Genomic DNA, 22,872 nt, shown 5'->3' with positions numbered 1-22,872 from the left:
AATAAGCGATGCCAGCAACACACCCCATCCACGTCTACTTTGCCCTGTTGCCGGGCAGCCTGGTGCTTGACTGGGCAGGCCCTGCCGAGGCACTGCGCATTGCCAACCAGGCGCTGGTGGCACAAGGGCAGGCTGCGCGGTTTGTGCAGCACTTCGTCAGCCCCACGCCGCAGTCTGTGACCTCGGTGGGGGCCATGCTGACCGGCTTGGCGCCGCTACCCGCCACCCTGGCGCAACCCGCCTGGGTGGTGCTGGTGGGCTTGGCGGGGCAGCGCATTGACGTGGACAACCCAGAGGCACGCGCCTTGCTGCACTGGCTGCGCGGCCTGCGACTGGCGGCGGGGCAGCTGGAGCTGGTGACCGTGTGCGCTGGTGCCGTGCTGGCGGCGCACGCGGGCTTGCTCAGCGGCCGCCGTGCCACCACGCACCACCTGCACCTGGGCGAGCTGGCACAAGTGGACCCGCGCTGCGACGTGGCCGCCAACCGCGTGTTTGTGGCCGATGGCCCGGTGCACAGCAGCGCCGGGGTGACCACAGGCATCGACCTGCTGCTGCACCGCATCAGCGAAACCTGCAGCCCCGCGCTGGCCGCCCAGGTGGCGCAGGCCATGGTGGTGGCCCTGCGCCGTGGGCCCAACGACCCGGAGTTCTCGCCCTTTCTGCACCACCGCAACCACTTGCACCCCGCCCTGCACCGCGTGCAGGACGCCATCGGGCAGCAGCCCCAGTCGCCGTGGAATGTGCCCGCCATGGCCGAGGTGGCCCACACCTCGCCCAGGCACCTGACCCGGTTGTTTCTGGAGCATGCGGGCATTGCGCCGCTGCAGTACCTGCGCCGCATCCGCCTGGCCACCGCCGAAGCAGCCCTGCAGTCGGGTCGCAACGTCACCCAGGCTGCAGAGTTGGCAGGGTTCAGTTCAGACACGCAATTGCGGCGGGCCTGGCACCAGTTTGGCCGCAGCGGCACGCCATCGCAGGCCGGCGGCAATGCGCACGGGCACTGATGCGAACCTTTGCCCGGCCAGGTGGGATAGGTGCCATTTCAGCCCCTAGCGCTCGATAAATAAGCGCTAGCAGCTACCAAAACAGGAGCAAAACCACCCTACAGACTGGCTCACACCTTCGCCCACACCCTCTCGTCAGTACATCTCTGGCACGTACATCGAGGCAGGCACCGGCTGGCGCAGGTATTCGGGGTTGCGCACCCGGTCTGGCAGCACCACGGGTGCGTGGGGCACCTCCTGGTATGGCAACTGGCCCAGCAGGTGGGCAATGCAGTTGAGGCGGGCCTTTTTCTTGTCGACCGCCTGCACCACCCACCAAGGCGCTTCGGGGATGTGGGTGCGCTCCAGCATCGTTTCTTTGGCCTTGGTGTAGGCCTCCCAGCGCACACGGCTTTCCAGGTCCATGGGGCTGAGCTTCCACTGCTTGAGCGGGTCATGGATGCGCCCCAGAAAGCGCAGGTGCTGCTCTTCGTCGGTGATGGAGAACCAGTATTTGACCAGCGTGATACCCGAGCGCACGAGCATTCTTTCAAAGTCAGGCACGGTGCGGAAAAACTCTTCGTACTCGTCGTCAGAGCAAAAGCCCATCACCCGCTCGACGCCTGCGCGGTTGTACCAGCTGCGGTCGAACAGCACCATCTCACCGGCCGCAGGCAGGTGCGCCACATAGCGCTGAAAGTACCACTGCGTGCGCTCACGGTCGTTGGGCGCAGGCAGCGCCGCCACGCGGGCTACGCGCGGGTTCAGCCGCTGGGTGATGCGCTTGATGACGCCGCCCTTGCCCGCCGCGTCGCGGCCTTCAAACAAGATCACCACCTTCTGGCGGCTGTGCTGCACCCAGTCTTGCAGTTTGACCAGCTCACCCTGCAGGCGAAACAGCTCTTTGAAGTAACGCTGGCGCTCCAGCTTGTCGGTGGCAACCAGGTCGCCCTCTTCGTCCACGTTGCGGTCCTCAATCTCCAGCTCCAACTCTTCGTCGTAGCTGTCGATCAGATCGTTGGCGATGCGCTGCATCAGGTCCTGGGCGTCGAACGGGGCGTTCTGGAGCATGGTGGTCAGAAGTGCAAAAAAGATGGCGCCGATGCTGCCAAGCCCCAGTGACAAAGTGATGACAGCCACGGAAAAGTCATGAAAAAGTCACACAACCGCCGCAACATTGCACGCTGGCATCAGCACCTCCGCTCTTCGTTTTCGCCCTCTCCTCTTCATGACTGCACCCCTTGCCAGCACGGCACCCCATGGCGGCTACGGAGGCGATACCGCAGGCCTGATCTGTGGCTATCTGATGCAAGACGGCGGCCACCACGCCCGCCCACTGGACAGTACCGAAGCCGTGCAGTGGCTGGACGCCCATCGGCTGCAAGGCGCAGCACCAGACACCGCGACGCCGCAGGACCCCGCCCAGACTGCCGCCTTTGTGTGGCTGCATTTCAACCTGGCCCACGCGCAAGCCGTGCGCTGGATGCAGCGCCACGCCGACCTGCCTGACGCTTTTTTTGAAGCCCTCAAAGACGGCTCTTACTCCACACGCATTGAGCGCGACGACGACGCCTTGATGGGCGTGCTCAACGATGCGCACTTTGACTTTGCATTCGAGCCGTCCGACATTGCCACGCTGTGGATTTGCGTGCTGCCCCACCTGGTGATTACCGCGCGGGCGCACCCGCTGCGATCGGTGGATGCCCTGCGCACGGCGGTGCGCCAAGGGCACACACCGCGCTCCAGCGTGGCCCTGCTGGAGCAGCTGATGCGCACCCAGGCCGCAGGGCTGGTGGACATCGTGCGAGGCGTGACGCAGCGCATCGACGGCATTGAAGACGAGCTGCTGGCGGGCAGACTCAACCACAAGCGCGCGCGCCTGGGCGTGCTGCGCAGGCTGCTGGTGCGGCTGCAGCGCCTGCTGGCGCCCGAGCCCGCCGCCCTGTTCCGGCTGCTGGCGCACCCGCCGCAGTGGATGGGCGCCGAAGATGTGCAAGAGCTGCGCGACTCCACCGAAGAATTCTCTGTGGTGCTGCGCGACATGCAGGGGCTGCAAGAGCGTATCAAACTGCTGCAAGAAGAGCTGGCTGCCAGCGTGCAAGAGGCCAACAGCCGCAGCCTGTTTGTGCTGACGGTGGTGACGGTGCTGGCGCTGCCCATCAACATCCTCACCGGGCTGCTGGGCATGAATGTGGGCGGCATCCCGCTGGCAAGCAGCGAGCACGGCTTTTGGGTGATCGTGTGCATCCTGGTGGTCTTTACAGCTGTGGCAGGCTGGCTGGCGCTCAGGGGCAACCGCGACAACTGAGGCGTCTGAGGCGTCTGAGGCCTGCACCGCAGCAGCGTGCAACTACAATGCCGCCCCTGCCCTGTAGACCCGGCCCCGCGCCCGCACACCATGAACATCGTTGTCAACGAAGAACTCAAAGCCTATATCGACCCCCTGACCCCTGACGAGCACGATGCGCTAGAGCGCAGCATCTTGGCCGAGGGCTGCCGGGACGCCCTGGTGCTATGGGGCGATGTGCTGGTGGACGGACACAACCGCTACGGCATTTGCCAAAAGCACAGTCTGCCTTTCCAAACCGTGCAAAACACCCACTTCCAGTCGATGGAAGACGTGCACCTGTGGATGATTGACCAGCACCTGGGCCGCCGCAGCGTATCCGACTTCCAGCGCGGCGTGCTGGCACTGCGCAAGCGCGAAATCGTGGCCGACCGCCGTGCGCGCGCTGCGGCCGCCTTTGTGGCCAGCGCCCCGTCAGAAGAATCCCAAACCGAGGCGGCGCCTTCGACAGATGTGGCCACCGCAACGACCAACGCAGCCCCAGCAGACGACCTGAGCAGCCGCGAAGCCATTGCCCGCGCTGCGCGCCTGAGCAGCAGCCAGGTGGTCATGATCGAGAAAATCCAGAAGCAGGCAGCGCCCGAGCTGGTGGCCGCCGTCAAATCAGGCACCATCTCGCTCAACGCTGCTGCCGCTGTGGCAACGCTGCCCGCCGAAGAGCAAGTGGCCGCCGCCGTGGCAGGCAAGGACGAACTCAAGCAAGCCGCCAAGCGCGTGCGTGAAGCCAAGCGCAAAACACGTGAAGAGACGCCTGTGAAGGCCGCCGATGAAGCCGTGGGCCCCACTGACGCCCCCGCCGCAGATGAGCTGCAAACCCTGAGGGCCCGCGTGGCCGAACTGACCGCGGAGAACGAAGCACTGCGCCAGCAACTGGCCCAACTGCGCGGGTCTGATGCGCCCTCCTCAGGGGACGACGGGCAACCGTTTTGAGGCGAAGCCCGGTTGATTCTTTAGACAACTGGGCCAGCTGCAGGGCACGGCCCTCAACCGGTATCCATTCAAACCTCTAAATCCGTTCACTGAGCGCGGTCGAAGCGCTGCGCAAGGCTTCGACAAGCTCAGCCCGAACGGTTTGGATTCCAATGACCTGAGCGCGGATTCGTACCAGACACCTAGCTCAGCGAGCGCCGCAGCGCGCTGAGCCGGTCTGCCACCATGTCCACATCCAGCCCATCTTCAGCGTGGGCCAGGTAGGCCTCCAGGTCCACCACGGCCTCTTTGGCGTGGCCCAGCTCGGCGTGGGCCAGACCCCGGTCCCGCCGCTCGCCCCAGGTCTGGGGGGACAGCACGATCAAGCGGTCCAGCACCGCCGTCAGGCGCTGCCAGTCTTGCTGGGACCGGTGCACTTCCTTGAGGTTGCGCAGCATGCGGGCAATGATGTCGCGCGGTGTGGCGGCTTGCAAATACAGGCCCAGCGGCACATCGTAGTCGTCCACCAGTCCGCTTTGGCGCTTGTAGGGCTCCAGCCGCTCTGACAGGTCTTCGCGGCTGAGCGATTGGCCATTGGTGGGGTCCATCACCACCTGCCCTTTGGGCAGCAGCACCTTCACCATGAAGTGCCCCGGGAAGCCCACCCCGCGCACATGCAGGCCCAGCCCCTGGGCCAGCTCCATCCACAGCACGGCCAGACTGATAGGAATACCCCGGCGCATGCGCAGCACCGCATTCAGGTAGCTGTTTTCGGGGTCGTAGTAGTTGTTGACGTTGCCCGCAAAGCCGAGGTCCGAAAAAAAGAACTGGTTGAGCATGTGCAGCCGCTGCAGCGCGGGTGCATCGACCGCCAGGCGCCTGCCGATGCGGGCCTGCATCTGGTCCACATCGCCCAGCAGTTGTTGCACGTCCAGCTCGGGGTATTCATCCTGGGCAATGCTGGCGGCCGCTTCGAGCAGGGGGAAGTGCTCATCGCTTTGCACCAGGCAGGCGAAATATTCCAAGGACGAGGGGACGGTGTAGCTCAGGGACATGGCAGATTTTGAGAACGAGCGGGCCGCAACGTCAAGGCGCAAAACCCATGGATTCACCCGGCATTTCGGCGGTCATGGCCTGGGCCCTGGCAGCCCCACCTGCCAGGGGCCATCAGCGCCGCAGCATTTGCCGCAGCTTGAGGCCTGCAGCCCACAGCGCGCCAAAGTACAAAGCCGCCGCTGCCGCCATCAACCCCGCCAGCAACAGCACCCGCTGGGCACTGTGGGCACGCAAGGCCACCCAGTCGAAATAGTGCGAGCCCCAGGCCAACAAAATGGCCAGCAAGGCGCTGGCGGCCACCACCTGCAAGGCAAAGCGTGCCCAGCCCGGCTGCGGCTGGTAGCTGCCCTTGCGGATCAAGCCGATCAACAGCCACAAGGCGTTGACCAAGGCACCCAGGCCAATCGACAGCGCCAGTCCGGCATGGTCAATGAGCGGCACCAGGACAGCGTTCAGAATTTGGGTAATGACCAGCACCGCGATGGCGATCTTGACCGGCGTGCGCACATCCTGGCTGGCGTAGTAGCCCGGCGCCAGCACCTTGATGGCCACCAGCCCCAACAGGCCAGCGCCATACCCCGCCAGTGCCACGGCGATCTGCCCCACGTCTCCGTCGGCCAACTTGCCGTAATGGAACAAAGTGGCCACCAGCGGCTTGGAGAATGTGAGCAACGCCACCGCACAGGGCACGGCCAACAGCACCACAATGCGCAGGCCCCAGTCCATCATGGCCGAATACTTGGCGCCATCGCCCGCCGCTTTGGCCGCCGTGAGCTGCGGCGTCAGCACCACCCCCAGCGCCACGCCCAGCAGCGCCGTCGGGAACTCCATCAGCCGGTCGGCATAAAACAGCCAGGTGACACTGCCCGGAGCCAGGTACGAGGCGATCTGGGTGTTGATCATCAATGACACCTGCGCCACCCCCACGCCCAGCAAGATGGGCGCCATCAGCGCCAGCACGCGGCGCACGCCCGGCTCTGCCCAGGCCGCCCGAATGGAGCCCCAAGTCAGACCAATGCGCGGCATGAGCCCCATGCGCAGCAGCACCGGGATCTGCATCCCCAGTTGCAGAATGCCACCCAGCATCACCCCACCGGCCATCGCAAAGATGGGCTCGATGCCACGCGCCTCTAGCTGGGGCGCCCCCAACCAGGCGGCAGCGATCATGCTGACATTGAGCAGCACCGGCGAAGCTGCGGGCACCGCAAAGTGCTTCCAGGTATTGAGGATGCCAGCAGCCAGCGCCACCATGGACATGAAGCCGATGTAGGGGAACATCCAGCGCGTCATCAACACAGCGGCGTCAAAGGCCTCGGGGCTTTGGCGCATGCCACTGGCCAGCGCCCACACCAGCAGTGGTGCGCCCAGCACACCCACCACACAGGTCAGCAGCAGCACCCAGGCCAGCACGGTGGCCACGGCGGCCATCAGGCGGCGGGTGGCTTCTTCGCCCTCTTTGGCCTTGGTGGTGGCCAGCACAGGCACAAAGGCCTGCGCAAACGCGCCCTCAGCAAACAAGCGGCGAAACAGGTTGGGAATGCGGAAGGCGACGTTGAAGGCGTCCGTGAGGGCGCTGGCACCAAACATGGATGCCATCAAAAGGTCGCGCGCCAGGCCCGTTACGCGGGAGGCCAGGGTCAGCAGGGATACGGTGGAGGCGGCTTTGAACAGTGACACCGCCGGGAGTGTATTCGCTGCGCGCAGTACGAGCCGAGCAGCGGGGCCCCTTGTTGCGCTCGCTTACGTCCACCAGGCTATTGCCTCCCTGGCGTCCCACAGGACCGGGCGATGGTGAAAGCCCAAGGCAGGGCCCGCAGCGGCTCACCGCCAGGCGGCGAAACAGGGACTAGCCCCTTGCGCCCCGGGTGGGCTATAATCATCGGCTTTGCTGGCATCATCCTCAGACTCAAGGAATTAAATAATGGCATCCGCTAAACCAAAGAAAAAGAACCCACGCCTGGCGTCGGGCCGCAAGCGCGTCCGTCAGGACGTCAAGATCAACGCAGCCAACACATCGCTGCGTTCCAAATACCGCACCGCTGTCAAGAACGTCGAAAAGGCTGTTTTGGCTGGCGACAAGGTGAAGGCTGCTGAAGCTTTCGCCAAGGCACAAAGCGTGGTCGATACCGTTGCAGACAAGGGCATCTTCCACAAGAACAAGGCAGCTCGCGATAAGAGCCGCCTGGCAGCCAAGGTGAAAGCCCTGGCACTGGCCGCCTGACCCACTTCAGGCAAACAGCACGGGTAGCCTCCGCTGCCCGCCGTTTGTAACGGGTGCGCTGTCAGCAAACATCAAAACCGCCTTCGGGCGGTTTTTTTGTGCCCGCAATGCATGCACACTCAGCCAGCGCCACGCCGCAAGCACACGACATCACAGCGCCCGGCTTGTGGAGCGTGACCGGCCTGGGCGCAAACCCGCCTCACCCAAGCAATGGGCAAAGCAATTCAAGCCAAGGTGCGAGAAAACAGAGGGCGAAAAAAAAGGCCTGTCAGGCCTTCGGGGTGGGGGCATCAGGCAGCAAGCACGCTTCAGCCACCTGCAAGCTGTTGTCCCTGGCGAAGTTGAGCACAAAGTCCCAAGCCATGGGCTCATGGTCGCGCAGGTCGCGGTGCACCACCACACACTTGATGCCATTGAGCGTGGTCGGGATGCACCAGGGTGAATAGCTCAGGTGGCTGCCCGGCCGCGAACCGCCGGGGCGGAACTGGCTCATGACGCCAGCCAACCGCTCGGCCCAGTCACTGGGCCTGAAGGTTTTCCCGTCGTGGGTAATGCCCTGGATGAAGACTTCTTTTGTGGAGGGGGAAACCATCGGGGTCGCTTGGGTAAGTGGCAGCTCACCGCAGTGTTGCTACGGCCCCGCATTCTAACTCTTATATAAGAGCTAACCCGGTATTCCCAGTGGGTCGTCGGGTAACGCATTGCAGTGATGCGCAATTGTCAACAGCCAGCCATGGCTCTCCCCCTAGAATCGTGCTTCGTTTTTCGGGTTGAAGACCCTGTATCTGGTCTATCACCGACCTATTGCGGGCCACAAGCCCAACCCTTTTTTGCACCGTCTGGAGATCTCTGCATGACCGCTTTCATTGAGGCAGCCTCGCCCCACGTAATGAACACCTATGGCCGCGTACCGATTGCGCTGGCTCGCGGTCAGGGCTGCCGAGTCTGGGATGTGAACGGCAAGGAGTACCTGGACGCGCTGGGCGGCATCGCCGTGAACACGCTGGGCCACAACCACCCCAAGCTGGTGCCTGCGCTGCAAGACCAGATCACCAAGCTCATCCACACCTCCAACTACTACCACTCACCGCTACAAGAGGCGCTGGCAGCCAAGCTGGTGGAGCGCTCGGGCATGACCAACGTGTTCTTCTGCAACTCGGGCCTGGAGGCCAACGAGGCCGCCATCAAGATCGCGCGCAAGTACGGCGTGGACAAGGGCATCGCCAAGCCCGAGATCGTGGTCTACGAAAAAGCCTTCCACGGCCGCTCCATCGCCACCATGTCGGCCACTGGCAACCCCAAGATCTACAGCGGCTTTGGCCCGCTGGTCGAAGGTTTTGTGCGCGTGCCGCTCAACGACATCGAAGCCATCAAGAAGGCCACCGAAGGCAACCCCAATGTGGTCGCCGTGTTCTTTGAAACCATCCAGGGCGAAGGCGGCGTGAACCCTACCCGCGTGGAATATTTGCAGCAACTGCGCGCCCTGTGCGACGAGCGCGGCTGGCTGATGATGATTGACGAAGTGCAGTGCGGCATGGGCCGCACTGGCAAGTGGTTTGCCCACCAGTGGGCAGGCATCGTGCCTGACGTGATGCCTCTGGCCAAGGGCCTGGGCTCGGGCGTGCCGATTGGCGCGGTGGTGGCAGGCCCCAAGGCCGCCAATGTGCTGCAGCCCGGCAACCATGGCACCACCTTTGGCGGCAACCAGCTGGCCATGCGCGCAGGCAACGAGACCATCCGCATCATGGAAGAAGACGGCTTGCTCGACAACGCAGCCGCCGTGGGCGCGCACCTGAAGGCCGCGCTGGAGCGCGAGCTGGGCAGCCTGAGCGGCGTGAAGGAAATCCGTGGCCAGGGCCTGATGCTGGGCATTGAGCTGAACAAGCCCTGCGGCGCCCTCACCGGCCGCGCCGCCGAAGCGGGCCTGCTGATCAGCGTGACGGCCGACAGCGTTATCCGCCTGGTGCCCTCGCTGATCCTTACCGTGGCCGAGGCCGACGAAATCGTGGCCAAGCTCACCCCTCTGGTCAAAGCCATCCTGGCCGAATAAACCTTGCAGGGCACGCCACGGCGGGCCCTTTTTTGCCCATGAAACACTATCTGCAGTTCACCGACCTCACCGCTGACGAATACGCTTACCTGTTCGAGCGCGCTGCGATCATCAAGAAAAAGTTCAAGTCGTACGAGAAACACCACCCGCTGGTCGACCGCACGCTGGCCATGATTTTTGAAAAGGCCAGCACCCGCACCCGCGTGAGCTTTGAAGCGGGCATGTACCAGCTGGGTGGCAGCGTGGTGCACCTGACCACCGGCGACAGCCAACTGGGCCGCGCGGAGCCTATTGAAGACAGCGCCAAGGTCATCAGCCGCATGACCGATCTGGTGATGATCCGCACCTACGAGCAGACCAAGCTAGAGCGCTTTGCCGCGCACTCGCGCGTGCCGGTCATCAATGGGCTGACCAACGAATACCACCCCTGCCAGATCCTGGCCGACATCTTCACGTACATCGAGCACCGTGGTTCCATCGCGGGCAAGACAGTGGCCTGGGTGGGTGATGGCAACAACATGGCCAACACCTGGCTGCAGGCCGCTGCGCTACTGGGCTTCAAGGTCAACGTGAGCACGCCTCGCGGCTACGAAATTGATGAAAAATTGGCCTCTGGCGCTCACGGAGTAAGCGCAAGCAGCTATCAGTTTTATAGCAACCCCCTTGAAGCCTGCAAGGACGCTGACCTGGTCACCACCGATGTGTGGACCAGCATGGGCTACGAGGCCGAAAACGAGGCCCGCAAAAAGGCCTTTGCCGACTGGTGCGTAGATGCCGAAATGATGGCTGCCGCCCAGCCCGACGCCCTCTTCATGCACTGCCTGCCCGCGCACCGGGGCGAAGAGGTGGAAGCTGATGTCATCGACGGCCCCCAATCCGTAGTGTGGGATGAAGCAGAAAACAGGATGCACGTGCAAAAGGCACTCATGGAGTACCTTCTGCTCGGCCGCGTGGCATAAATCTGCGCACCGATGTTCCACCGCAGTAGCCCAGACACCGAAGCGCTACTGGGGCAATGGGAAGCCCTGGGCACAGCACTGGGCTGCCCTGACAACGCGTGGATGAAAGAAGGCCAGCGCCTGCTGCGCAGCTGGCAACGCTGGCCCCGGGCGTACCACAACGCATCGCACCTGCAGGCCTGCCTGGGCCATTGGCACACAGTGCAAAACGAACTGCCCGGCGCGCTAGAGCAACCCCAAGCCGTGGCGCTGGCCCTGTGGTTTCACGACGCGGTGTATTGGCCCTGGAGTGCCCACAACGAGGCACGCAGCGCACAGTGGGCGTCACGCTTCCTCAACGGCCAGCCCTTGCCACCCAGCCTGGCGCGCACCGTGCACGAACACATCATGGCCACCTGCCACAACCCGGGCGTGCTGCAGGGCGACGCCACTTGGGTGGTAGACATCGACCTGGCCGTGCTGGGCCAAAGCGATGCGGTGTACCGCCAGTTTGAGCGCAACGTGCGCCGTGAGTATTTCTTTGTGCGCTGGCCACGCTATATGGCAGGGCGCAGCAAGGTGCTGCAGGGCTTTCTGAGCCGCCCACGCATCTACCACAACGAGTGGTTTTTCTACCGCTACGAGGCTCAGGCCCGCACCAACCTGGCTCAGGCCCTCGCCGCGCTGCAGTCGGGCACGATTTACGCCTGACCGGATTGCAGGCGCTGCGTTGTGGGCGCCGTCAACGATGCGGCCCCGCAAGATCGCGAGGCCCACCCCAGTCACCCGGCAAAGCCAACACGCCCTCAAAAGCGCTCTTTGCCCTCGGCGGCCCAAGGGCCGTGCACCGACTGAGGAGCGTTACCAGCCGAACCGGAAGACGCACAACTGCCGCAACTACTGCAGCCGCCTCCGCCTCCGCCTCCGCCTCCGCCTCCACTGCCACACCCCGCACTCTGCGCCATGGCCGGGTGCACCCGGCCCAGCTTTTTGCGCAGCCCGGCGGGCAGCCAGCGCCACACCATGTAGGCGGCGGCCAGCGCCACGATCAAGCCGGTGATCCATTGTTGCCACATCACGCGCCACCTCCCAGGGCCAAGGCGATTCGGTAGGTCACAAAGCTGGCCGCATAGGCTAGGCCGAACAGGTACACCACCATCACCAGCGGATAGCGCCAGCTGTTGGTCTCGCGCCGCACGGCGGCGATGGTGGAGATGCACTGCGGCGCAAACACAAACCACACCAGCAACGACAGCGCCGTGGCCAAGGACCAGCTCTGCGCAATCAGCGGCCCCAGCTCGCTGGCCACCTCTTCGCCTGTCACGGACAAGGCATACACCGTGCCCAGCGCGCCCACTGCCACCTCGCGCGCGGCCATGCCGGGCACCAAGGCGATGGCGATCTGCCAGTTAAAGCCAATCGGAGCCACCAGCACCTCCAGCAATCGCCCCAGCTGGCCTGCAAAGCTGTAGGTGATGGCCGCCTCGGTGGCGCCTTCGGGTGGCGCCGGGTAGGTGGACAAGAACCACAGCAGCACCGTGACGGCCAGGATGATGCCGCCCACGCGCTTGATGAAAATCATCGCCCGCTCGAACAGGCCGTGCGCCAAGCTGCGCACGCTGGGCCAGCGGTAGGCAGGCAGCTCCATCAGCAACTGGGGGGCGCGCTGGTCAGAGCGCGCCAGCTTGGCCACACCCGCCACCGCCATAGCGCTGGCAATGCCGCCCACGTACAGCGCAAACAACACCACGCCTTGCAGGTTAAACAGGCCCGCCACCGTGCGCTCAGGGATGAAGGCACCGATCAGCAGCGCATACACCGGCAACCGGGCCGAGCAGGTCATGAGCGGCGCAATCATGATGGTGACCAGGCGATCGCGCCAGTGGGTGATGGAGCGCGTGGCCATCACGCCTGGCACGGCGCAGGCAAAGCTCGACAACAGCGGAATGAACGAACGGCCCGAAAGCCCCACGGTGCCCATCACGCGGTCCAGCAAGAAGGCGGCACGCGGCAGGTAGCCTGAATCTTCAAGCGCCAGGATGAACAGGAACAGCGTCAGGATTTGCGGCAAGAAGACCAGCACGCCCCCGGCCCCTGCCACCACACCGTCCACCAACAGGCTGCGCAGCGGTCCATCGGCCATGTGCTCCTGGATCAGGCCCGAAGTCCACTCGATTCCCGCCTTGATCCCATCGGTCGGCACCGTCGCCCAGGTGAACACGGCCTGGAACATCAAGAAAAGCGTGGTCAAGAGCAGCAGCATGCCCCACACCGGGTGCAGCACCACGGCATCGATGCGGTCGTCCGCCCGCAGGCTGGCCGCCGGGGCGCGCACCGCCAACTCCATCAGCCGGTGCACCTGCTGGTGGGTGCGGATGACCTGGGTCTGCGCATCCAGCGCAGAGGCATCTAGCGCCACCGCCTCCTGGGCGGGCACCTGCGGCGCCTTCAGCGCCTGCGCAGCGGGCGAATCCAGCCAGGCCAGCAGCTCGCTGGCGCCATCGCCGCGCACGCCCACGGTGGCCAGCACAGGCATGCCCAACTCGCGGGCCAGCACCTCGCGGTCGATCTGGATGCCCTGGCGCTCGGCCATGTCGCTCATGTTCAGTACCAGCACCATAGGCAGGCCCAGGGCCCGCGCCTCCAGCACCAGGCGCAGGTTCAGCCGCAGGTGGGTGGCGTCCGTCACGCACACCAGCAGGTCGGGCAAGGCTTCGCCAGGGCGGCGACCCCGCACGATGTCGCGGGTGATGGCTTCGTCCAGGCTGTGCGCGTGCAAGCTGTAGGCGCCGGGCAAGTCCAGCACCCGCACCTTGCGGCCGGTGGCGGTGTGCAGCACGCCCTCTTTGCGCTCCACCGTCACACCCGCGTAATTGGCCACCTTTTGGCGGGCACCGGTCAGCAGGTTGAACAATGCTGTCTTGCCGCAGTTGGGGTTGCCCAGCAGGGCCACACGCATCAGCTCGCCCGCCGGGGTGGCTGCGCCTGCGCCCATAGTCACCGCCGCGTTCATGCCAACACCTGCACTTGCACCATGGCGGCCTCTTGCTGGCGCAGGGCAAACGTGGCCTGCCCCACCCGCACGGCCAGCGGGTCGCCCCCCCAGGCGCCACGGGCCAGCACTTGCACCGCCTCGCCGGGCACAAAGCCAATCTCTAGCAAGCGCAGCAAGGTGCTGTGCTCGCGCCCATCGCTAGCGGGCACCAGCCCGGTCACCAACGCAGGCGTGCGGGCCTTCAGGCTGTCCAGGCCCAAGGCCATAGAGGCAGGTGCCGGTGCCACAGCCGGTGTCACAACCGATGGGCTGGGGTGCAAGGCGGCGGCAGCACCCTCGTGCATTGTTTTCATGCGGTTTATCTTTGTGCAAATGAGTTTGGTTCTCATTTTACAAAAGTAGTTCCGCAGGCCCTTGATTCAAATCAGGGCTGAGGAGCGCGGCGCTGCGGTCCCTAGGCCAGTGTGCAAGGGATGGCCGCTGGGGTTGTGTGCTGCCGCCCTCCCCCCGACACGGGCGATGGGGCGTGAGGGGCTGCAGTAAATGCAGCCAGTCATTCGCGATCAGCCCTGCCTATGACTGCCGGGGTAGACACCAGGTAGCTGCAGGGCGGCACCGTCTCGCCCTGGCGCGGTCCGCTGAGAGAGGCGTTGGCGTGCTAATGGGCTGTGGCAGCCATCTCGCCGAACACGGTATCGGCCAGGAATTTCTCGATGTCCAGCAAGATGAGCATGCGCTCGTCCACCGAACCAATCGCCAGCAGGTGCTCGCGGTCGAAGTTCGAGTCGAGTGACGGCACAGGGCGCAGTTGCGATGGCTCCAATGTCAGCACGTCCGACACGCTGTCCACCACCGCCCCGACCACGCGCTGGCCGATACTCAGCACGATCACCACGGTCAGATGGTCGTATTGAACTTCTGCCACGCCCAGCTTGATGCGCAGGTCGATGATGGGAACGATGACGCCGCGCAGATTCACCACCCCCTTGAGGTGCTCGGGGGCATTGGCGATGGTGGTGGGCTTTTCGTAAGAGCGTATTTCCTGCACGCGCAAGATGTCCACCCCGTATTCCTCGTTGGCAATCTTGAATGCCAGAAATTCTCGAATGTCGGTCAGTGCGCCCGTGCTTGCAGAGGATGCAGCAAAGGACGATGGTGTGGTGGTGGCGGCATTGAGCATTGGGTTCCCCAATCAGAAGTTTTCCCAATCACCGCCGCCAGCGGCTGCGGGGACTGCGGTAGGTTTGTTGCTAGCCATTGCAATCTTCTGACTGGTTGCCTTAGCAGCCAAAGGACGCGATGCAGGCGACGCTGCTGGACGCGCAAGTGTCGAGGCATGTGCAGCAAACGAGGTGTTGTGGCGGGCAGCGCCGTGGGCGGCATCACCGGCGAGCTTGAACACCGCCACCGCGTGCTGCAGTTGCTGCGCCTGCGTGCTCAGGCTGCTGGCTGCGGCCGCGCTCTCTTCCACCAGCGCAGCGTTCTGCTGCGTGACCTGGTCCATCTGCGACACCGCCTCGCCCACCTGGGCCACGCCTTGGCTTTGCTCGTTGCTCGCGGCACTCACCTCCGCAATCAGGTCCGTGACGCGGCGAATGGCAGAGACCACCTCGGTCATGGTCGTGCCCGCCTGGTCCGCCAAGGTGGTTCCCCGCGCCACTTCGGTCACGCTGTTGTCGATCAGTATCTTGATGTCCTTGGCCGCACTGGCGCTGCGCTGGGCCAGGTTGCGCACTTCGCTGGCCACCACGGCAAAACCTCGGCCTTGCTCGCCCGCACGGGCGGCTTCCACAGCAGCGTTCAGCGCCAAGATGTTGGTCTGGAAGGCGATGCCGTCAATGACGCTGATGATGTCCGCGATCTTCTTGGAGCTTTCGTTGATGACCTTCATGGTATTGACCACCTGGCCCACCACGTCGCCGCCCTGCACCGCCACGGTGGAGGCGTTCACAGCCAGCTGATTGGCTTGGCGGGCGCTGTCTGCGTTTTGCTTGACGGTGCTGGCCAGCTCTTCCATCGACGCTGCCGTTTCTTCCAGCGCGCTCGCTTGCTGCTCCGTGCGGCTGGACAGGTCGCTGTTGCCTTGTGCAATCTCGGAGCTGGCTGTGGCAACGCCATCGGCCCCGCTGCGCACGGTAGCCACCACACCCGTCAGCGCTTTTTGCATGGCGCTCATGGCCGCCATCACGCTGACCTCGTCACCGCTGCGGGTGTGCAGCTCCACGCTCAGGTCACCGGCTGCAACGCGTTGGGCAGCATCGGCCAACTCTGCGGGCTCTGCACCCAAGGCCTTGGACAAGTCACGCACAATGACCCAGCCCACCAGCAGGCTCAGCACCAGCATGGAAGCGCCCATGGAGGCCATCAGCAATGTAGAGGTGGCTGCTGATTTGGCAGCCTCACTTGCAAGCTTGTCTGCGATTTCTTTTTGCATGGCGCGAGAGTCGTCTACCGCCTTGAAGACCACGTTCTGCAGAGTGCGCACCTCGCCCACTAACAAGGCCCCAGCGGCAGCTTTGTCGCCTTGCTCTGCTGTTTCTATCGCACGGTCTATGGCCTTGTTGTAGATGCCACGGTTTTTGTGGATGGTCTCAAGCTGCTCTTTGGCTTTAGGCAAAACGATTGTCTTGTCCAACGCCGCCAAGAGCTCGCTATTGGCCTTGCGCAACTCTGCGATCTTTTGCTTTTCTTGGTTGCGAAACGCGGGGTCGTCAGAAATCAGGACGTTGCGAGCAAAGCGCCCAATCGCATTGAGGTTGTCTTTGATCTCAGTGAACTGCGCCACTTTGACCATGCGGTTCTCAGAGACCTCTTGAAGGTCTTGGGCCATGGAGCGCATGTTCAATGCGCCGATCACAGCGATCACGATGCCGATCAGTGCCAGCAATCCAAAGCCCAGAATCAGGCGGGTAGAGACTTTCAAGCGGTTCATGAGGTCCTCTCCTTACATCCAAATGAGCAGAGCCTGCTGGTCGGGGTGACCCCCATGACAAAAGCCAGCGGACTCAAAGGTCTGGCAAACGAAGCCTCTGGTTGCCCACTTGCCCCAGCTTGTCGTGGGCATCAGCGCAAAAGTTGAGGAATCGATCTCCATCGATGTGGATTGTTGGGCAACAATGATAAAAATGCAACCAAAATTCGAAAAGTGTCATATTTATCTTTTAGGGGTTAATACTTAGATCGGCCAGCACGACTCAGCGAAGCGGCCCTGGCTTGGCGTTCCGTCGCAGGCAATACAGGGGTCCAACCAGGCGGGGCAACGACGCCAGGGGGTTGTGTTTGCCGCTCTTGTGGGCAGCGGGACGGCCAGCTCAGCGCCTATGCGCTCGCCCCCATCGAGCGGCTGGCCGACCGGGGCGTGCAGCTGATGGGCATTGACACCACCAGCATCGCCCCCCGCCGACAGCAAGACGCTCGAAAAGCCACCAGGTCATCCGCCCCAAGGGCCTGCGGGTGCTGAAGAATCTGGTGCTCGACGGCGCGCCCGAGGGCGACTGCGAAGTGATCGCGCTGCCGCTGAAGCGGACCACGGCAGATGCCTCGCCGGTGCGGCCAGCGGGTCGCCCCCCCAGGCGCCCCGGGCCAGCATTTGCACCGCCTCGCCGGGCACAAAGGAGATCATCAGGGCCAGGACGCTGCCCGCAGGCGAACACAACGCTCGGCCCATCCAGTCCCCTTGGAAGGCCAGCACGGTAAGTCGCCAGTAAGCCCAGGCAGCGGACCATCAGCGCCTTCCCATTCAGGATTCCATCCATGCAACAGCCCAAAAAACGCACCTCCCACACAGCCCGGCTTTCCTATTGCGCCATAGCGGCTTTCGCGGGTCTGGCACTGTCGGGCCACGCTGCCGCGCAATCCGAAGTCACTGCACCAGACTCATCGGCGCCGCAATGGGGTCTGGGCATTGGCGTCGGGGTGTTTCAAAGCCCCTACCTGGGCGCTGACAACAAAACGCGGGCGCTGCCCTTGCTGCACTACGAAAATGCCTGGTTGCGCGTGGCGGGCACCGGGGCCGATCTCAAGCTGGGCCAATGGCCTGTAGGCGCCAACAGCTCGATCGCCCTGACTGGCCGCCTCAAGTACGAGGGCATGGGTTACGAAGCCGACGATGCGCCCATCCTGGCGGGCATGGACGAACGCAAGGGCGGTTTCTGGGCCGGGGGCACAGCCACCTGGATGCACCCCTTCGTGCGCGCCACCGCAGAATGGACCGCCGACGCATCAGGCCACAGCAAGGGGCAAAAGGCGATGCTGCAACTGGACCGGCGTTTCAACGTCGGCCCACTCGGCATCACCCCACGGGTGCAAGCCCAGTGGCTCGACAAGAAATACGTGGACTACTACTTTGGCGTGAAGGCGAGCGAAGCCCTGCCCAACCGCCCCCAATACACCGGCAAGGCCGCCACGGCGCTGGAGCTGGGTTTGCGGCTGGACTACCCTATCCAGCCCAAGCAAACCATCTTCCTGGACATCAGCAGCACCCAGTTGCCTGACGAAATCAAACGCAGTCCCATCGTGGGCCGGTCGAGCCTGTCACGCGCCACCATCGGCTACCTGTACCGTTTCTGAGATGAGGCACCTGGGCCCGTTTGTGTGCACGCTGGAGGCGCCCGCACCCCAGGCGCTCCAAGGGTGGCATGACCACGCCTTGCGAGGCCATCCACGCATTGCAAGGCGGCTGCACAGCGCCCAGGCCCATCACCGCGCGCGGCTGGACGCGCTCTTCGAGCGCACCGTGCGGGCTTTTCGCCAGGCCATGGTGGTGGCGCTGGCCACCGAGCCACCGGGTGCCGCTCGGCACCTGAGGGCTTACCTGCGCTGCCTCTGCGACAACGCGCGGCACCAACCGAAGGGGCAGCGTGCGGCCGCAGCATTGATGGCGCATGGCCGCTACCAGGCCATCTGGACCGATTTCATCGGCGAGGCCTGCGCCTATGATGCTTGCGATGTGTCGCTGTCGCTCCATTGCAGGGCTGCGGCACAAGCCCTGTGGATGCAGCAGGCCCTGCTGCGCCACGCTGACACCCAGCGCATTGCCCAGATGAAAGACCACCTGCTGGCGCTGACCGAGCGCCCCCAGCATTCGCTTGCACATTGGCCCCATGAACCGCATTGCACTCATTGAAGACCACAGCAGGCTGGCGGATCTGGTACGCCAGGCCTTGGGCCATGCAGGCATTGAAACCGACGTGTTTCATGCCATGGAACCCGCTTGGCTGGCTTTGCGAGACATCACCTACGGTGTGGTGGTCATCGACAGAGGCTTGCCAGACGGCGATGGCCTGCACCTGGTCAAACGCCTGCGCGCCGCCGGTCGCCCCACCCCCTGCTTGATGCTGACAGCCCGCGATGCACTCCATGACCGCATCGAAGGCCTGGACTCGGGCGCGGACGATTACCTCACCAAGCCCTTTCCGATGGAAGAGCTGGTGGCCAGGGTGCGTGCACTGCTGCGGCGCCCAGCCCAGGTGCAAGAGTTTGCGCCGGCCCACGGTGATGTCCAGATCAGCCCAGAGCACGGCCACATGGTCTGCGCAGGCACCGCCGTGCCCCTGCCCGCCACCGAGCTGCAAATCATGCTGTGCCTGGCCCGCAAAGCGGGGCAAACCGTCAAACGGTCCACTCTGGAGGCAGCAGCCTGGGGCCTGACAGAGGCGGTCACGCCCAACGCACTGGACGTGGCGCTGCACCGGCTGCGTCGCAAACTGGCCGCAGCAGGCTCGCGCATGCAGATCGTCAACCTCCGCACCCAAGGCTATGCCCTCCGTGAAGTTTCAGTGGCCTCGTAGCCTGCGCACCCGCCTGCTGGTGGTCTACAGCATTGGCATGTTGACCAGCGCCCTGCTGGTCGGATTGATGGCTTTTTTCCTGGCAAAGCCCTTTAACCGCTACATGCTGCAGTATGGTGCGGAGCACTTTGCACAAGGCTTGGCCAAACGGGCCCAGTTTGCTGCCGACGGCACCCCCATCGGGTTTGATGAGGAAAAAATCGACAAGTGGCTGTTTCATAGTTTCCGAGAAGATGTGTTCGTGCGCATCACGGCAGCCGATGGCAGGGTGATCTTCTCGCCCACCAGCGAAGAAGCCACTGCACTGGCCCCGCCCGGCGCCGCGTTTGACCCCCACCTCAAACGGTTTGCGCTGCAGCACGATGGCGTGCCAATGCACGCGGCCACCACGCCCATTGAGCATGGCGGCACCACTTGGTATGTCCAATTTGCAGCCAGCGACCGATTGGTCCTCAAATTGCGCCAATCGTTTGGCACCCCGGGGTTGCACCAAGGCATTCTGGCCACTTGCCTGACCTTCCTGGCGGTCTTTCTGATAGCCACACACCTGACACTGCAGCGCATGCTGCATCCGCTGCGCGCTGCATCCATCGAGGCCCAGAACATCTCCCCCCAAACGCTGGACGCACGCCTGCAAGCTCGCGACCTGCCAGAAGAGCTGACGCCACTGGTCGAAGCCTTCAACCGCGCACTGGACCGGCTGCAGGCGGGCTTTCGCACGCAACAAGAATTCTTGGCCAATGCGGCCCATGAACTGAAGACGCCACTGGCCCTCATCCGCGCGCAGATCGAAATGGTGCACCCCACCCAGCGCAACCCCTTCTTGCTACAGGACGTGGACCAGATGGCCCGCCAAGTGCAGCAACTGCTGCTGCTGGCCGAGGCCAGCGAGCCCCGCAACTACCGCATGGAAGAGGTGTCGGCCCAAGCCGCCCTCGCTGAGGCCTGCGACTACATGGCCCGCGTTGCCGAACGCAGTGGAGTGCACATCAACTACAGCACAGCCACGGACGAACCGCACACCACCCCGTGCTGGCAGGCAGATCGGGGAGCGCTGTTCACCTTGCTCAAGAACCTGCTCGAAAACGCCATCCAGCACAGCCCACAGGGAACCACCGTCACGGTGCAAGCGGACCCTACGGGCTTCAGCGTCAAAGACCAAGGCCCGGGGGTGCCCCCCGCAGACCTGGGCAAATTGTTTGAGCGTTTCTGGCGTGGCCCCACGCGGCGCGACGAAGGCGCGGGCCTGGGCCTGTCTATCTGCCAGGAAATTGCCCGCGCGCACCAGTGGCAAATCACTGCACGCCCATGCCATCCAGGCCTGGAGATCAAGGTCCGATGCCAGCCCACGGACCTGCCCCAGGAAATTCGAGGCAACGGCTGATTTGCCCGATGCAGAGGGCTGAGGGACAACCACGCGCCTGAACCCCGGTCAACCGAACCAGACAAACCCGGCGCCAAAAATAAGTGACTGTTGGAAATAACCGACACCACAAAAAATCCAGGCCATTACCTTCACGTCCCATGCAAAAGCTTTGGGACATTTCCCCCCCCATCCACGCAGGCAGCCCGGTGTTTCCGGGCGATACGCCCTACAGCCAGCAGTGGTGCGCCACCATCGGCCCCGGCTGCCCGGTCAATGTCAGCGCCATCACGATGTCGCCCCACGTGGGCGCGCATGCCGATGCGCCGCTGCACTATGACGCCAGCGGTGCCAGCATTGGGGCCGTGTCGCTCGATGCGTTTTTGGGCCCATGCCGCGTCATCCACGCCATCGGCTGCGGGCCGCTGATTGAGTGGGCGCACATTGCCCACGCCCTCTCCCCTGCCCTTCCCACCCTGCCCGCCCGCGTGCTGGTGCGCACCTATGCCCAGGCCCCCGCGCAGTGGGACGGCCAGCTCAGCGCCTACGCGCCCGCCACCATCGAGCGGCTGGCCGACCTGGGCGTGCTGCTGGTGGGCATCGACACCGCCAGCATTGACCCCGCCGACAGCAAGACGCTCGACAGCCACCAGGTCATCCGCCGCCGGGGCCTGCGGGTGCTGGAGAACCTAGTGCTGGACGATGTGCCCGAGGGCGACTACGAGCTGATCGCTCTGCCGCTGAAGCTGACTACGGCTGATGCCTCGCCCGTGCGGGCGGTGCTCCGGTCATTGCCCGGCTGAACCGCAAGGCTCTGCAACACAATTTCAAACGATTTTGGCTGCCAGCGCTTATACAAAAAGCGCTGGCAGCTATCAAAAAAGAAGCAAACCCTGAGTTAACCACCATGACCATCACCCTGCAAGACTGCCGCGCCAGCGACGCCCAAGACCCCCTGCGCTCTTTGCGCGACCACTTTGCCCTGCCACCGGGCGTGATCTACCTGGACGGCAATTCGCTGGGCGTGCTGCCCAAGGCCGCGCCCGCCCGCATTGCCGATGTGGTGCAGCGCGAATGGGGCACCGACCTCATCAAGTCCTGGAACACCGCCAGCTGGTTTGACCTGCCCCAGCGCCTGGGCAACCAGCTGGCCCCGCTGATTGGCGCGGGCAAAGATGAAGTGGTGTGTACCGACAGCACCTCGATCAATCTCTACAAGGTGCTGAGCGCGGCGCTGAACATCGCCCGCGAAGACAACCCCCAGCGCAAGCACATCGTGAGCGAGCGCAGCAACTTCCCCACCGACCTCTACATTGCCGAAGGCCTGTGCAAGGAGCGCGGGCTGGAGCTGGTGCTGGTGGAGCCCGAAGACATTGCTGCTTCCCTGACCAGCGACGTGGCTGTGCTGATGCTGACGCATGTGAACTACCGCACCGGCGCCATGCACGACATGGCCGCCATTACGGCTGCCGCGCAGGCCCAGGGCATTTTGTGCGTGTGGGACCTGGCCCACAGTGCAGGCGCTGTGCCGGTAGATCTGCTGGGTGCCAACGCCGATTTTTCGATTGGCTGTGGCTATAAGTATTTGAACGGCGGCCCCGGCGCGCCGGCCTTTGTGTGGGTGCACCCGCGCCATGCCAACCGCTTCTGGCAACCCTTGTCGGGCTGGTGGGGCCACGCATCGCCCTTCCAGTTCACGCCCGACTACCAGCCTGCCCCCGGCATCACCCGCTACCTGTGCGGCACGCAGCCCATGATCAGCCTGTCGGCCCTGCAATGCGGGCTGGACGTGTTCACCGCCGCGCAAAGCCTGGGCGGCATGGCGGCGCTGCGCACCAAGTCGCTGGCGCTCACCGATCTGTTCATTCAGCTGGTGGAAGAGCGCTGCGCGGGCTACGGGCTGGGCTTGGCCACGCCGCGCGAGCACGCCCAACGCGGCTCGCAGGTGTGCCTGACGCGTGACGAGGGCGCGGGTGTGAACGGCCAGGGCAGCGGAGCTTACGCCATCGTGCAGGCGCTGATTGCACGCGGCGTGATTGGCGACTTCCGCAAAGGCGATGGCGGCAAGGGCCCGCACAAAGACATCTTGCGCTTTGGCTTCACGCCGTTGTACATCGGGTTTGAAGACGTGTGGAACGCGGTAGAGCACCTGCGCCTGACGCTGGAGAGCGGCGAATGGCAAAAGCCTGAGTTCAACCAGACGCATGCGGTGACCTGAACG

At 64.1% G+C, this 22,872-nt stretch carries 22 protein-coding genes and 1 pseudogene; 14 read left to right on the top strand and 9 right to left on the bottom strand.

Features of this window, described 5'->3' with window-relative positions:
* The first annotated feature begins 8 nt into the window (after positions 1 to 8).
* Positions 9 to 1,004 (top strand): GlxA family transcriptional regulator, encoded by a 996-nt coding sequence (locus C8C98_RS15790; RefSeq protein WP_121455052.1) that lies wholly within the window; start codon positions 9 to 11, stop codon positions 1,002 to 1,004.
* Positions 1,005 to 1,139: 135 nt separating this feature from the next.
* Here C8C98_RS15790 and ppk2 read toward each other — a convergent pair whose 3' ends face one another.
* Entirely contained in the window at positions 1,140 to 2,054 is a 915-nt protein-coding gene (gene ppk2 / locus C8C98_RS15785; RefSeq protein WP_099743260.1) for a polyphosphate kinase 2, read from the bottom strand.
* Positions 2,055 to 2,211: 157 nt separating this feature from the next.
* Here ppk2 and C8C98_RS15780 point away from each other — a divergent pair, with 157 nt between their 5' ends.
* Both C8C98_RS15780 and C8C98_RS15775 read left to right on the top strand, forming a co-directional pair.
* Complete coding sequence (locus C8C98_RS15780; RefSeq protein ID WP_233574565.1) at positions 2,212 to 3,291, top strand: transporter; 1,080 nt, start codon at positions 2,212 to 2,214, stop codon at positions 3,289 to 3,291.
* Positions 3,292 to 3,381: 90 nt separating this feature from the next.
* A complete protein-coding gene (locus C8C98_RS15775; RefSeq protein ID WP_121455051.1) occupies positions 3,382 to 4,260 on the top strand; it encodes a plasmid replication/partition related protein in 879 nt (292 codons plus the stop codon).
* Between the two features lie 182 nt (positions 4,261 to 4,442).
* Here C8C98_RS15775 and C8C98_RS15770 read toward each other — a convergent pair whose 3' ends face one another.
* Positions 4,443 to 5,294, bottom strand: a complete 852-nt coding sequence (locus tag C8C98_RS15770; protein WP_121455050.1) for a SirB1 family protein — start codon at positions 5,292 to 5,294, stop codon at positions 4,443 to 4,445.
* A gap of 112 nt (positions 5,295 to 5,406) precedes the next feature.
* The gene (gene murJ / locus C8C98_RS15765) at positions 5,407 to 6,972 is read right to left on the bottom strand and encodes a murein biosynthesis integral membrane protein MurJ (RefSeq protein ID WP_121455049.1); all 1,566 of its coding nucleotides are present in this window, start codon (positions 6,970 to 6,972) and stop codon (positions 5,407 to 5,409) included.
* 244 nt (positions 6,973 to 7,216) lie between these two features.
* Here murJ and rpsT point away from each other — a divergent pair, with 244 nt between their 5' ends.
* Positions 7,217 to 7,516: a 30S ribosomal protein S20 gene (rpsT, locus tag C8C98_RS15760; protein ID WP_044398144.1), complete on the top strand. Its 300-nt coding sequence runs from the start codon at positions 7,217 to 7,219 to the stop codon at positions 7,514 to 7,516.
* Positions 7,517 to 7,784: 268 nt separating this feature from the next.
* Here the strand turns inward: rpsT and C8C98_RS15755 are convergent, their stop codons facing one another.
* Complete coding sequence (locus C8C98_RS15755) at positions 7,785 to 8,108, bottom strand: DUF3579 domain-containing protein (protein WP_121455048.1); 324 nt, start codon at positions 8,106 to 8,108, stop codon at positions 7,785 to 7,787.
* Positions 8,109 to 8,369: 261 nt separating this feature from the next.
* On the opposite strand from C8C98_RS15755, the gene C8C98_RS15750 reads away from it, so the two are divergent.
* Genes C8C98_RS15750 through C8C98_RS15740 form a run of 3 tightly spaced genes read left to right on the top strand, consistent with a single transcriptional unit; the run spans position 8,370 to position 11,215 of the window.
* Positions 8,370 to 9,566, top strand: coding sequence for an aspartate aminotransferase family protein (locus C8C98_RS15750; protein ID WP_121455047.1), 1,197 nt, complete (start codon positions 8,370 to 8,372; stop codon positions 9,564 to 9,566).
* A 38-nt stretch (positions 9,567 to 9,604) separates the two neighbouring features.
* Positions 9,605 to 10,525, top strand: coding sequence for an ornithine carbamoyltransferase (argF, locus tag C8C98_RS15745; protein ID WP_121455046.1), 921 nt, complete (start codon positions 9,605 to 9,607; stop codon positions 10,523 to 10,525).
* 12 nt (positions 10,526 to 10,537) lie between these two features.
* Positions 10,538 to 11,215, top strand: a complete 678-nt coding sequence (locus tag C8C98_RS15740; RefSeq protein WP_121455045.1) for a hypothetical protein — start codon at positions 10,538 to 10,540, stop codon at positions 11,213 to 11,215.
* Positions 11,216 to 11,310: 95 nt separating this feature from the next.
* On the opposite strand, the gene C8C98_RS15735 is transcribed toward C8C98_RS15740, so the two are convergent.
* The 5 genes from C8C98_RS15735 to C8C98_RS15715 all read right to left on the bottom strand — a co-directional run bounded on the left by C8C98_RS15735 (position 11,311) and on the right by C8C98_RS15715 (position 16,431).
* Positions 11,311 to 11,580 carry a hypothetical protein gene (locus tag C8C98_RS15735; RefSeq protein ID WP_121455044.1) on the bottom strand — a complete coding sequence of 90 codons (270 nt, stop codon included), beginning with the start codon at positions 11,578 to 11,580 and terminating at the stop codon, positions 11,311 to 11,313.
* On the bottom strand, positions 11,580 to 13,517 hold the full coding sequence (feoB, locus tag C8C98_RS15730; protein WP_370450412.1) for a ferrous iron transport protein B: 1,938 nt from the start codon (positions 13,515 to 13,517) through the stop codon (positions 11,580 to 11,582). The genes C8C98_RS15735 and feoB overlap by 1 nt, the downstream gene beginning before the upstream one ends.
* Entirely contained in the window at positions 13,514 to 13,852 is a 339-nt protein-coding gene (locus tag C8C98_RS15725) for a FeoA family protein (protein ID WP_121455043.1), read from the bottom strand. Before C8C98_RS15725 ends, feoB begins: the two co-directional genes overlap by 4 nt.
* Positions 13,853 to 14,157: 305 nt before the next feature.
* Positions 14,158 to 14,679 (bottom strand): chemotaxis protein CheW, encoded by a 522-nt coding sequence (locus tag C8C98_RS15720; protein ID WP_121455042.1) that lies wholly within the window; start codon positions 14,677 to 14,679, stop codon positions 14,158 to 14,160.
* 12 nt (positions 14,680 to 14,691) lie between these two features.
* Positions 14,692 to 16,431 (bottom strand): methyl-accepting chemotaxis protein, encoded by a 1,740-nt coding sequence (locus C8C98_RS15715; protein ID WP_121455041.1) that lies wholly within the window; start codon positions 16,429 to 16,431, stop codon positions 14,692 to 14,694.
* A 363-nt stretch (positions 16,432 to 16,794) separates the two neighbouring features.
* On the opposite strand from C8C98_RS15715, the pseudogene C8C98_RS22080 reads away from it, so the two are divergent.
* From C8C98_RS22080 to kynU, 7 genes and pseudogenes are all read left to right on the top strand, one after another.
* Positions 16,795 to 17,051, top strand: a pseudogene (locus tag C8C98_RS22080) (kynurenine formamidase); the annotation flags it as partial.
* A 201-nt stretch (positions 17,052 to 17,252) separates the two neighbouring features.
* Positions 17,253 to 18,068, top strand: a complete 816-nt coding sequence (locus C8C98_RS15705; protein ID WP_121455040.1) for a MipA/OmpV family protein — start codon at positions 17,253 to 17,255, stop codon at positions 18,066 to 18,068.
* Between the two features lies 1 nt (position 18,069).
* On the top strand, positions 18,070 to 18,624 hold the full coding sequence (locus tag C8C98_RS15700) for a hypothetical protein (protein ID WP_121455039.1): 555 nt from the start codon (positions 18,070 to 18,072) through the stop codon (positions 18,622 to 18,624).
* Entirely contained in the window at positions 18,602 to 19,288 is a 687-nt protein-coding gene (locus tag C8C98_RS15695) for a response regulator transcription factor (protein ID WP_121455038.1), read from the top strand. The genes C8C98_RS15700 and C8C98_RS15695 overlap by 23 nt, the downstream gene beginning before the upstream one ends.
* Complete coding sequence (locus C8C98_RS15690; protein WP_233574564.1) at positions 19,266 to 20,672, top strand: ATP-binding protein; 1,407 nt, start codon at positions 19,266 to 19,268, stop codon at positions 20,670 to 20,672. The genes C8C98_RS15695 and C8C98_RS15690 overlap by 23 nt, the downstream gene beginning before the upstream one ends.
* 140 nt (positions 20,673 to 20,812) lie before the next feature.
* Complete coding sequence (gene kynB / locus C8C98_RS15685) at positions 20,813 to 21,454, top strand: arylformamidase (RefSeq protein ID WP_121455036.1); 642 nt, start codon at positions 20,813 to 20,815, stop codon at positions 21,452 to 21,454.
* 104 nt (positions 21,455 to 21,558) lie between these two features.
* Positions 21,559 to 22,869 (top strand): kynureninase, encoded by a 1,311-nt coding sequence (kynU, locus tag C8C98_RS15680; RefSeq protein WP_121455035.1) that lies wholly within the window; start codon positions 21,559 to 21,561, stop codon positions 22,867 to 22,869.
* The last annotated feature ends 3 nt before the right edge of the window (positions 22,870 to 22,872 follow it).

The sequence above is a fragment of the Acidovorax sp. 106 genome, from assembly GCF_003663825.1.
Lineage (GTDB): Bacteria > Pseudomonadota > Gammaproteobacteria > Burkholderiales > Burkholderiaceae_C > Acidovorax.
Note: the sequence above shows the minus strand (reverse complement) of the source record. Positions and strands in the feature narration are given on the sequence as shown.